The sequence below is a fragment of the Candidatus Methanoperedens nitratireducens genome, from assembly GCF_900196725.1.
GTDB lineage: Archaea > Halobacteriota > Methanosarcinia > Methanosarcinales > Methanoperedenaceae > Methanoperedens > Methanoperedens nitroreducens_A.
Genome location: NZ_FZMP01000207.1, coordinates 56,974 through 67,294, shown reverse-complemented (window position 1 = coordinate 67,294; position 10,321 = coordinate 56,974). Strand labels below are relative to the sequence as shown.

12 protein-coding genes and 1 tRNA gene are annotated in these 10,321 nt (G+C 45.2%); 10 read left to right on the top strand and 3 right to left on the bottom strand.

What is annotated here, in order from left to right; all coding sequences use genetic code 11:
* Nucleotides 1–343 precede the first annotated feature (343 nt).
* Nucleotides 344–415: transfer RNA gene (locus MNV_RS15235), tRNA-Arg, on the top strand.
* A gap of 12 nt (nucleotides 416–427) precedes the next feature.
* Here the strand turns inward: MNV_RS15235 and MNV_RS15230 are convergent.
* On the bottom strand, nucleotides 428–907 hold the full coding sequence (locus MNV_RS15230; protein ID WP_096206805.1) for a pyridoxamine 5'-phosphate oxidase family protein: 480 nt from the start codon (nucleotides 905–907) through the stop codon (nucleotides 428–430).
* Nucleotides 908–1,208: 301 nt separating this feature from the next.
* On the opposite strand from MNV_RS15230, the gene MNV_RS15225 reads away from it, so the two are divergent.
* The 3 genes from MNV_RS15225 (at nucleotide 1,209) to MNV_RS15215 (ending at nucleotide 3,180) form a co-directional block, all read left to right on the top strand.
* A complete protein-coding gene (locus MNV_RS15225) occupies nucleotides 1,209–1,841 on the top strand; it encodes a hypothetical protein (RefSeq protein ID WP_096206800.1) in 633 nt (210 codons plus the stop codon).
* The gene (locus MNV_RS15220; protein WP_096206799.1) at nucleotides 1,822–2,166 is read left to right on the top strand and encodes a hypothetical protein; all 345 of its coding nucleotides are present in this window, start codon (nucleotides 1,822–1,824) and stop codon (nucleotides 2,164–2,166) included. The genes MNV_RS15225 and MNV_RS15220 overlap by 20 nt, the downstream gene beginning before the upstream one ends.
* A 126-nt stretch (nucleotides 2,167–2,292) precedes the next feature.
* Entirely contained in the window at nucleotides 2,293–3,180 is an 888-nt protein-coding gene (locus tag MNV_RS15215) for an NAD(P)H-binding protein (RefSeq protein ID WP_096206798.1), read from the top strand.
* Between the two features lie 64 nt (nucleotides 3,181–3,244).
* Here the strand turns inward: MNV_RS15215 and MNV_RS21380 are convergent, their stop codons facing one another.
* Complete coding sequence (locus MNV_RS21380; protein WP_096206797.1) at nucleotides 3,245–3,391, bottom strand: ATP:cob(I)alamin adenosyltransferase; 147 nt, start codon at nucleotides 3,389–3,391, stop codon at nucleotides 3,245–3,247.
* 91 nt (nucleotides 3,392–3,482) lie between these two features.
* On the opposite strand from MNV_RS21380, the gene ftsA reads away from it, so the two are divergent.
* Entirely contained in the window at nucleotides 3,483–4,826 is a 1,344-nt protein-coding gene (ftsA, locus tag MNV_RS15205; protein WP_394336551.1) for a coenzyme F390 synthetase, read from the top strand.
* Nucleotides 4,827–4,959: 133 nt separating this feature from the next.
* Complete coding sequence (locus MNV_RS15200) at nucleotides 4,960–5,958, top strand: hypothetical protein (protein ID WP_096206795.1); 999 nt, start codon at nucleotides 4,960–4,962, stop codon at nucleotides 5,956–5,958.
* Between the two features lie 12 nt (nucleotides 5,959–5,970).
* Here MNV_RS15200 and MNV_RS15195 read toward each other — a convergent pair whose 3' ends face one another.
* On the bottom strand, nucleotides 5,971–7,575 hold the full coding sequence (locus MNV_RS15195) for a DUF1186 domain-containing protein (RefSeq protein ID WP_096206794.1): 1,605 nt from the start codon (nucleotides 7,573–7,575) through the stop codon (nucleotides 5,971–5,973).
* A 267-nt stretch (nucleotides 7,576–7,842) separates the two neighbouring features.
* Between MNV_RS15195 and MNV_RS15190 the strand changes: the two genes are divergently transcribed.
* The 4 genes from MNV_RS15190 to spt4 are packed head-to-tail and all read left to right on the top strand — an operon-like array spanning nucleotide 7,843 to nucleotide 10,320.
* The gene (locus MNV_RS15190) at nucleotides 7,843–9,075 is read left to right on the top strand and encodes a translation initiation factor IF-2 subunit gamma (RefSeq protein WP_218838045.1); all 1,233 of its coding nucleotides are present in this window, start codon (nucleotides 7,843–7,845) and stop codon (nucleotides 9,073–9,075) included.
* Nucleotides 9,072–9,440 carry a DNA-binding protein gene (locus MNV_RS15185; protein WP_096206793.1) on the top strand — a complete coding sequence of 123 codons (369 nt, stop codon included), beginning with the start codon at nucleotides 9,072–9,074 and terminating at the stop codon, nucleotides 9,438–9,440. Before MNV_RS15190 ends, MNV_RS15185 begins: the two co-directional genes overlap by 4 nt.
* Before the next feature lie 35 nt (nucleotides 9,441–9,475).
* Complete coding sequence (locus MNV_RS15180) at nucleotides 9,476–10,135, top strand: DNA-directed RNA polymerase (RefSeq protein ID WP_306453659.1); 660 nt, start codon at nucleotides 9,476–9,478, stop codon at nucleotides 10,133–10,135.
* Nucleotides 10,135–10,320 (top strand): transcription elongation factor subunit Spt4, encoded by a 186-nt coding sequence (gene spt4, locus MNV_RS15175; protein WP_096206791.1) that lies wholly within the window; start codon nucleotides 10,135–10,137, stop codon nucleotides 10,318–10,320. The genes MNV_RS15180 and spt4 overlap by 1 nt, the downstream gene beginning before the upstream one ends.
* Nucleotide 10,321 lies beyond the last annotated feature (1 nt).

Sequence of the window (10,321 nt, the reverse complement as noted above, 5' to 3'; positions counted from 1 at the left end):
ACTCCCCCGTTATTTTTAAAGCTAAAATACAATGGGGAGTGAACAATAATAATTATAGACCTGTTTTTACAGTATATTGTAACAGTTACACTGGTTTACTGCAAACATAAAAAACAGTTAAGTTTAAATGGAGAACCTATGAATTGGTAACCACCCTTTTCTGAAATGATATGATTTTAAGTGCAACTTACGACTTTAGGTGCAAAGCTCAATTGATTGACTTCATCCCACGATATTAACCCAAGATTTTTAGCAAACGAATTTTGACACATGTCGCAAGCAAACGCAGACTTGATAGAGCCTTCAATAACCTTTAATAGGTCATAAATGAATTTTGAGCCGGGCCCCGATGGGGTAGCGGATATCCTTTGAGATTGCGGATCTTAAGACCTGGGTTCAAGTCCCAGTCGGGGCGCCTTTTAACCATTCAGGTTCCGTCCTTAAAACCTGTTATTTTTTTGACATCCACCAGCTTCCAGATAAGGTTTCTCTCTTCACTGCCTATGGTCTCAATCGGGTCATCAGGTGAATGACCTAAAGCGACCATTATATTTTTCGACAGTTTTTTATCCTCTATCATACGAACAAAATTATCCCTGATAGCCTTCTTTTCACCTGAGTCCTTCACTTCCACGAGGCGTCCTGATAAGGTAACAAAAGCATAATTCGAGAGGTCTCTGCTAAATTTTTCTACCTCTACGGAAACATATGGATTTTGCTTGAAGTATTCAATCTTTTTGCCGTACTTTGTCGAGAAGAAATACATGTAATTTCCATCAAAAATGTATAAGAACGGCGCAACATACGGATATTTTTCACCTTTAAAGACGATTCTGGAGACATACTCTTCTGAGATTAGCCTGTCATACTCCACTTTCTTCATATTCGGGATCTTTACTATTTCCATAAGCATCCTCCTGGCATCCTGCGTATGCGCATGACTTCTAATTAATTGTCGTGCGTGTCTGATACGATGCCTGTTTCCATAATTTATTATCATAAAGTTCCAGTATTTTATAGTTACACTTAAACACACGATTCGATCTAATTTTGTTACTATTGGTACAATATATTAGTGATAAAGAGCAAATAAGTATCCGGGGAGAGACCAGTTGAACAGATATTTTACAAAAATACGCATTATTAAATTTGTAGATATATTCTTTTTAATTTTAACTATTAATTGTCTGCTTTCTGTGTCGGAAGTAATGGCTCATTCGCCGCTAATTCCGGGTGCTAACGAGAACCTTGCAGGTGCCACTCTCATACCTGATCCGACTAAATCCTGGGCTATTTACGGGGAACTTCAGGAAGGAAAAGAAGCCCAATACTATCGTTTCAACATAAGCAGAGCCCGGAGAATCCATATAATGTTGTTCAAACCAGCGAATCCCGAAAACCTGGAATTCGCACCCGGATTTGTGCTCATTGGTCCCGGCATAATTAATCAGGGCGACCTACCTGACTATGTGGAGATACCTGCTGAGGCCAATGCCATTGTTGTGGCTGGTGAGCAACCCGCTCAGGCTGCCTACGAGCCTTTCTCGGCCAGCAGTTTCTACTCACTGGCAGAATTAGATATACCTGCCCCTGCTTCAGGAACTTACTACATTGCGGTATATGCTCCATCAAGAGGAGGAAGCTATGGTCTTGCGGTAGGAGATCGCGAGAGCTATTCGCTCAGTGAGTGGATTCTCATCCCTGTCAAATTAATATCCGTATACCGATGGGGGGGGACAGAGCTTAGCCATGATTTTCTTGCCGATTGCAGCTACTCTTGTAATTGGTATAGGGATTATGACCTGGTGGAGAAAATGCTGGATGGCGCATACTCCTTTTGAATGGACAGGGATCTTGGCCGGGCTCCTGTTCTTTGGCAGCGGTATCGCATTTTTCTTCCAGATGATGACATTAACCCGGACTCAACCGGCGCCAGAAATCATAATAACCATTATTCTGGCTCTGTTGCCTGTCCTGTTAGGCATTGCAGTCATTCGAATTATAATTAAAAACCGAGAAAAAGTTGACATCCGGAAGAAGGCTTATCTGGTTATCCTGGGGATCCTAGCCCTTTTTGCATGGGCTGGTTTACTTATTGGTCCAGTTCTGGCAATACTAGCCGGCGTCTTACCTGCCCGAACTAAAACTAAACCCCATAAAAGGTAAAGAGTCAGAGAATAGCAAGGGTAAACAGCTTAAGCTGCTCAAGCCAATAAAGTGAAGTTAGAAACAAATTTTTGAACGTAAACAGAAAGAAAGATGATACATTAAAGATAAACATTCGATTATGGTATGATTTTACTTACGGGGGCGACGGGATTTATAGGCGGGCATGTTCTCAGGGCATTATCTGAAAAGAATATACCAGTCAGGTGTCTGGTCAGGAAACCCATAGAATCTGAAAACCCGAATATAACTTATATGATCGGGGATATCCTTAATTATGATTCTCTTGTTAAAGCAACTGAAGGCGTGGATACTGTCTATTATTTTATCCATATGATGGGTAAACAAAGGGAACAGGAAAAATTCAACGTACTTGACAGGAATGCAATAACTAACATGGTCGGGGCATGCAAGGTCAACGGTGTAACGAGAATCATCTACCTTACCGGCATGAGCAATCCTAAAGAAAAACTTTCGGCCCATCTTGCAAGCAGAAAAGAAGTAGAAGAGATTATCAAGAATAGCGGGATTAATTATACGATTTTCAGAGCTTCGGTGATTATCGGAAGGGGTGCAGCGGCTTTTGAGATACTTGATACTGTTGTAAGGTTATTCCTGATAATTCCTGTTTTAAGCTGGTCTAACTCAAAAGTACAGCCAATTTCTATAGGGGATGTGGTAAGATATCTTGTGGAATGCCTCGATAAAAAAGAGACAATCAACAGATGCTTCGATATTGGCGGTCTAGAGGTTTTTACCTATAAAGAACTGATGAAGCAGTATTCACTTGAGATCGGAATAATTCCCTTTTTTATATGGATTCCTGGTACATGGCATTGGACCTCCTCGCATATACTTGGAATGCTTGCCCCTGTAAACTCGGAGCTGGTTTACCGGCTGATAGAATCGCTGAAGAATAACATGGTAGCCGAACCAAACGATTTGAAGCAGATATTCGGTTTTGAACCTGTTTCCTTCAAAGAAAGCATCAGGAAAATCATAAAGTCCGACTAATAGGGCATATTTGTTCCATTGGCCTGACCAGCGTGTTGAAGCCGTGTACTTGTTCAATAGTTTTCTATCTCTTATAAATCCATTTTACTCCTTCTACTCCCAGCCTCTGATTCACTGGCAATGCTTCTACATACAACCTTGCAACGCCTGGTACTGAGTTTAGTTCATCGATAGTACCGTAAGCCTCCACCCTTAAAGCACTCTTTTTGATTCACCCACAATAAGTTTATCCTGAGAGGTCTGCAGCTCAAAATAGCTCTGGACACCAAAAACATATATTCGAAAAGGTTCAAACAATAATTGTGTTCTTTAACGAAAGAATAGAGACCATGAGCAGGGGTGAACTTGATGCGCTAATAGAAGAGCGCATACGCTATACGGTCAAGTATGCCAGCGAACATTCGCCTTTTTACAGAAGGTGGTTCCGCGAGCAAAACATAACCCCATCTGAAGTACGTACTCACGAAGATCTCAGGGAATTGCCTGTAATATCAGGCAAAACTATACGTGAAAACCAGCCGCCTGAGAGCACAGATTTCCAGTTCAAAAGTGTGGATTGGAAGGACGTGTTCACGCTTCATGAAACCACCGGAACAAGCGGTACTCCGAAAGCATTCTTTCTCGCATGGGAGGACTGGGAAAGATATGCAGAGAAATATGCCAGGATATTCATGTCACAGGGGTTTGGTCCCGGTGACAGGGTAGTAGTTTGCGCCTCTTATGGTATGAACGTAGGTGCCAATACGATGACGCTTGCTGCACGTGAAATCGGTATGACGATAATCCCTGAAGGCAAATGCACCTTTCCTTTGCGTATTATAAAAAATTACAAGCCGACAGGCATGGTCGGAAGCGTTTTTAAACTTCTGGGACTTGCCAGGCAAATGATAAAGGAAAACATCCCCCCGCAAGAATCCGGCGTCAGGCGTCTTGTCGTAGGAGGTGAAAGTTTTGCAGACGAGTCCCGGGTTTACCTTGCCGAAGTCTGGGGGTGTGAAGTATATAACACATATGGGAGCACCGAAGGAACGATGTGCGGTGAGTGCAATGACAGAAGCGGTCTCCACGTACCTGAAGACCTCGTACACCTTGATATCTATGATCCTAAGCTGCAGGACTTCCTGCGCGATGGCGAATGCGGCAGGATTGTCCTTACAACGCTCTTACCTGCTGGTAGAAAATGCGGGACGCTCCTTTTCAACTATGACACAGAAGATACTACACTCGTTGTATCCCGTGATCGCTGTGCATGCGGCAGGACGCACATAAAAATTTTGAATCCACAACGAGAATCAGAAACCTTCTGGGTCGCAGAGATGCCATTTAACCGCGTGGATGTTGAGCGAGGGGTATTCCAGCGCGAGAATATGGAATATCTTACAGGAGAATACGAGGCTTTTCTCTACGGCGGTGATGATGAAGGAGAGACAACAATGAGGGTAAGCATAGAATGTCTTGACAGGGAAAAGTGCGATCGGAAAGCGGTGGAGGAGAACTTCCTGAGAGCTTTTTTCAGGTATAAGCCACAACTTGCCAAAGCGTATGCCAATGAGATTTTTAAAATCATTTTTAACTTTGCAGGCCTTCAAGATTTGGAACTTTACCGCATCAAGGGCAGACCAAAGCGTATAGTGGATAGAAGATAAAGTTTGTAAAAAGCTTCTAAAAAGCACAATACAGTTGAACTGACCGGTCAACTTTAGCCTCCACAAGCTTTATCTCTATGTTCGATTGAAATAATGTAAGGGATGGACTTAAAATCGATCTATTAAAGGAACAATGAGCGACGAAAAAGCTATCGGATACATTAAAAGGCACCTTGAATCAGGCAAGATGGCTGAAGCCATAGATATTTCCAAACTTACAGGAGTGCCGGTTTCGAAAGAGGAACTCAAGAGTTACCTCCATCAGTATCTTGAGAAAGGATGGATGGCAAAGGCTTTGGAAGGTTCTGAAGCTGCCGGGATGGAATTAAAGAAAGAAGTCCTTACCGGCTACGTTGATAAATACCTCGATGATGGGCGCATCTACTCCGCTATCGAGGCTTCCAAAATCACAGGAATGCCGATACCAAAAGAACGCCTGATCAAGATAGGCAGGGAATGCCTGCTGAATGGTAAACTCAATCCGGGACTTGAAGCTTACTCTCTTGTTGAAGAGACGCCGCCGGAGGAGGAACTCATTATCTGCGGCAAAAAATGCTTCGATGAAGGGCAACTTTACCCTGGTATTGAAGCCTACAAAAAAGCCAATAAGGATCTGCCGGAAGAGGAACTGATCACCTGCGGCAACAGGTGCTTCAATAATGGAAATCCCACCCCTGGCATTGAAGCTTATAAAAAAGCCAATAAGACCCCGACCAGGGAGATACTCCGTGCATGCGGCGAGAAGTGCCTTCTTGAAAGGCGTACCGATGAAGCAAGAACTGCTTTCGTGGCTGCGCAGAAGATCGAAGAGACTGCAAAGGCAAAACCCATTGAGATAAGGGAAACATCTCTCCAGGAAATAAGTGGGGAGATAGAAGACTCATGGAAAGGCATCGGTCCGAAAGCGTGCCTGGGATGCAAAAATGAGAGTGGGTTCAAAGAGAGATACTTCATCTTATCGAGATGTCCCGAAGATAGGAAGGAAGAAAAGCTGCTTGAAGACCTCATGAAGAAGCGACATGGGGTGGAACACTATTACATTGCCGTTGATGTATTCGGCGATGATAGAGGATTGATAGATTCGGCTGTATGCGGAAAGTGCGGGTCGCAGGATGTGTTCTTTGATTTCTAAGAGATAGGATGATTAGGGCTCATCAAGAGTATTTTCCTCATCGGCGCCATAGCTCCATTGTCTGATTGCTTCCTGAGTCCACGTATCAAGCTCGATCCCATGGTGGGAAGCCAGTTCTTTTAGTTTCTCCGCCGCTGTTTCTAAATCCTCCCTATCAGCCTGGTCCTCCATCTGGAGAACTTTTTTGTAGTGGTGGACAGCCTCATCAATATCGCCTCCTTTTTCCAGGAATTCGGCATACCTGGTATGGATGAAAAGGAGGTCGGGCGCTTCCCTTAGCAATCTCTCATACTCGTTCTTACCATCATCCCGCCTTCCTAAAAGATCGAGATAGTCCGCTAAATCCATAGTTGCATATATCCATTGTTCTCGATCTTTATCCTTATGAAAGGACTGGAGCCTGCGTATTACAGCAAGCCCATCATCCCCCAGTTCAGGATGGTTGTAGCATATAACCTCCCACTCACTAAGGAAATCGCCCATTTCCCCTGTATACTCTGCCACAGGTTCAAGCTTTCTGAATATTTCTATAGCCCTGGCCGCATCCCCTTCCATTTCAGCCTCGAATGCCAGTGCCGTAAGGCTTTCCAGGACGAACAATGGATCATAAGGAGATACTCTTTGCAGATACTCAAAATCAGCATACCGACTTCTATACAACTCACGCTTTGGAGGCGTGGATTCCACAAGGGGAAGGTGGCATTTCTTGAATTTTTTGCCGCTGCCGCACGGGCAAGGTTCGTTGCGACCTACTTTCCTGGAAAGAGGGAGCACTTTGCTCTCGATCAACTTTGTTGTTATCTCAAGGCGTCTGAACTCAATAGCAATGGATTTTTCTCTACTCTCCCGCTTCTGTGCTGCCAATTGCTCCTTTTCTTTTCGTTCCTTTTCCCATCGTTCCTGACGCCTGGCAACCTCTTCAGGGGCATAAAATTCCAGTAAATCCGTTTTGTAATGAACAAGGGCTTTTTCATCGGGTAGTTCTTCTCTCTCCTGCAGAAAATCTTCTCTGCTAATGATATATTTATCAATAAGATCCCTGTTGAAAGCATCTTCCAGGACAGGGAAAGAAGAGGGGTCATGTAAATCAAGAAGATCGCACGCAACAGACCCCATGAATTCTGTATCTTCATCCTCGGAGAACAACCCGTGGAGAAATGACAGGATACGCTCTCTCTCCTTGGTATGCTGTATAGCTATGGACACCAGACCGTTTGCAGCGACACTGCGAGACCACCACATGCTGTAATCTCCTCTGTGTACATTGATAAATTCTATGAGGGGTTCAACTGCCGGAGGACCGATGCGCCCGAATACTGCAGGCAGGTCATCCATAACCCATTCGTCATCTGTTTTTTCTGCAAGAACCAGAGCGTCAATAAGCTGTGGAAGCGCCTCCGGGTCGGCGAGTACTCCCAGCAGCTTTACAGCATGGGTAGGCATCCATAGTTTATCGTCTTCCGCATCCCAGTACCGATTATCCTGAAGTATTCTGCTTAATGGCTCCACTACTTCCCTGCCCTTTGCGAGGATCGCCTGGATTAGCTCCATCGGAACCCGGTCTCCCAGTTCTTCCAGTTCATGCAGCAATTCTTCTGTAGAAAGGTGAGAGAACATGTCTTGCACTCCTAGTTCTTAGAATACGCTATGATACCATATAAATGAACCATGGTCAGAGAACATTATTCGCGAATTCACAAAGTCTTCAGTAATCTCTATAGATACATAAACCTGAAGGTTGCATGACAAATAAGCTTATACCCCACGAAAACTTTTGTGTGGCTTAAGATTGTCCGTTCAGAGGGCTATTTTACCCGCGATGTAAAAGCGGTTAAATACAAAGAGCCTAATCTTAGCACATTATTCTCATATTGGAGGATTTCATTGCAACCAGTTGTAAATATAGGCATCGTAGGACACGTTGATCACGGTAAAACCACACTCGTCAAGGCACTTTCAGGTGCCTGGACCGACAGGCACAGCGAAGAAATAAAAAGAGGGATATCGATCAGGCTGGGCTATGCCGATGTCGTGCTCAGGAAATGTCCCGGATGCCCCGAACCTGAAAATTATACTACTAAAGAGGTATGTGAAAAATGCGGGGCAAAATCCGAGATTCTGCGTGCCATTTCGTTTGTCGATTCACCCGGGCACGAAACATTAATGGCGACAATGCTCTCTGGAGCGGCGCTGATGGATGGCGCTCTCCTTGTTATTGCAGCCAACGAAACATGCCCGCAGCCGCAGACGAAAGAGCATCTTATGGCCCTGAATATCATAGGGATAAAAAACATAGTGATCATCCAGAATAAGATCGATCTTGTTCCACGAGAGAAGGTCATAGAGAACTATAACCAGATCAAAGCCTTTGTGAAAGGGACAGTTGCGGAGAACGCACCCGTCATCCCGGTCTCAGCACAGCAGAATACGAATATCGACCTCGTTATTGAAGCTATTGAAAAGTACATCCCTACGCCAAAACGCGATCTGGACAAGCCGCCGCTCATGTTCGTAGCGCGGTCTTTTGATGTAAATAAACCCGGAACATCGCCGGATAAGCTCGTAGGCGGCGTCATAGGCGGATCATTAAGCTGCGGACGCCTGCGCCCGGGCGAAGAAATAGAGCTTCGTCCTGGCAGGAAAGTTGAGGCAGGGGGGACTGTTAAGTGGGTTTCCATCAAAACCGATATTACCAGGATACATGCCGGCAACGAAGAGATCGAAGAAGCAAGGCCCGGAGGTCTTATCGGGGTAGGTACGAAGCTTGACCCGTCCCTTACCAAGAGCGATGCGCTTGTCGGCCAGGTCGCAGGGCTTGCAGGTTCGATGCCTCCGACCATTGAGGGTTTCGTGATGGAAACAAAACTCCTTCCGCGCGTGGTAGGGGTGAGCGATGAATCCAAAGTCGAACCGATACGCTCAAACGAGCCATTGATGCTGAATATAGGCACTGCGACTACCATAGGTGTTGTCACAAGCGCAAGGGCTTCGGACGCCGAGGTCAAACTTAAAAGACCGGTATGCGCGGGCAAAGGCTCATCGATCGCGATCAGCAGGCGGGTCGGAGCACGCTGGAGGCTTATCGGCTCAGGTATATTGATCAAAGAAGTTAAATGACGAGGAAAGTGATTATCGATACCAACGGGCTGATGATCCCGGGACAGTTCGGCGTAGATATTTTTTCGGAGTTGAAACGATTGGGATTTGACACATATCTTGTTCCAGGGGCGTCTGTTAAGGAGTTAGAAAAAATATTCATAGAAGCGCGGGGCAGGGATAAGGTGGCGGCGAAGATAGCATTATCTTTGCTGGACAGATGCACCGTGATTGAAAAGAATGGATTTGTCGATGATATTATTATGGACATGGCAGCCGGAAAGGACGTAGCTGTCCTTACCAACGATGCAGAATTAAAGAAAAGATTATGTAGTAAGGGAGTTACTATTGTACACCTTCGAGAGAAAACTCATTTAAGTATTTAATATCTTTTATTAAGAGGGTTCAAATGTATAAAAAAATGAGATTAGCAGATACGGTGAGAATTGCACCTGAATTACTTGGCGAACCCGTGGAAGCGGCAGTTAAGCTTGCCCTGCGGGATAAGCTTGAAGGACTTGTGGACAAGGTTATTGGATCAATAGTCGCAGTAACGGACATTGTAGAAGTGGGCGAAGGGCACATACTGGCAGGAGATGCAGGAGTTTATTACGATACCGTGTTTGATGCAATTACTTTTATGCCTGAATTGCAGGAAATAATCGAAGGCAGCGTGTTAGAGGTCGTCGAGTTCGGTATATTTGTGGGGATAGGTCCTCTTGACGGTCTTGTGCATGTAAGCCAGCTGACGGATGAGTACGTGAGCTACGACGAGAGGAACTCAAGGCTCATAACAAAGGAATCCGGCCGCTCCGTAACAGTAGGGGACCACGTAAGAGCCAGGATAGTGGCGGTCAGTCTTAATGAGCGCGAACCAAGGGACAGTAAGATCGGTCTGACCATGCGTCAGCATGCGCTGGGTAAAATAGACTGGCTTGAAGAGGCGCGGGAAGGCAAACCGAAAGAAGGCGGCGAGGAAAAAGAAGCGAAGCCAAGGAAAAAGAAGAGAGAGGAAAAGAAGGAAGTAAAGAAAGAAGATGCAGCTAAGGCAGAAAGCGCAGAAATCCCCGGGGAGGCGTAATGGCAGAGCTTGTTTGTAAGGAGTGCCACAGGCTGGTGAGCGGACAGGTGTGCGAGGCATGCAACTCTACATCCTTTACCAGTGACTGGAGCGGCTATGTGGTAATAATCGACCCGCTAAAATCACAGATAGCAAAAAAGCTTGGTGTTAAATTGCCCGGGAAGTATGCCCTGAAGGTGCGGTAGT

What these genes read in the sequence shown, in the direction of transcription:
- MNV_RS15180 (WP_306453659.1), top strand. Translation starts at nt 9,476, where the DNA reads ATGAGATTAGCAGATACGGTGAGAATTGCACCTGAATTACTTGGCGAA.
- MNV_RS15215 (WP_096206798.1), top strand. Translation starts at nt 2,293, where the DNA reads ATGATTTTACTTACGGGGGCGACGGGATTTATAGGCGGGCATGTTCTC.
- MNV_RS15230 (WP_096206805.1), bottom strand. Translation starts at nt 907, where the DNA reads ATGGAAATAGTAAAGATCCCGAATATGAAGAAAGTGGAGTATGACAGG.
- MNV_RS15220 (WP_096206799.1), top strand. Translation starts at nt 1,822, where the DNA reads ATGGCGCATACTCCTTTTGAATGGACAGGGATCTTGGCCGGGCTCCTG.
- MNV_RS15225 (WP_096206800.1), top strand. Translation starts at nt 1,209, where the DNA reads ATGGCTCATTCGCCGCTAATTCCGGGTGCTAACGAGAACCTTGCAGGT.
- spt4 (WP_096206791.1), top strand. Translation starts at nt 10,135, where the DNA reads ATGGCAGAGCTTGTTTGTAAGGAGTGCCACAGGCTGGTGAGCGGACAG.
- MNV_RS15200 (WP_096206795.1), top strand. Translation starts at nt 4,960, where the DNA reads ATGAGCGACGAAAAAGCTATCGGATACATTAAAAGGCACCTTGAATCA.
- MNV_RS15195 (WP_096206794.1), bottom strand. Translation starts at nt 7,575, where the DNA reads ATGTTCTCTCACCTTTCTACAGAAGAATTGCTGCATGAACTGGAAGAA.
- MNV_RS15185 (WP_096206793.1), top strand. Translation starts at nt 9,072, where the DNA reads ATGACGAGGAAAGTGATTATCGATACCAACGGGCTGATGATCCCGGGA.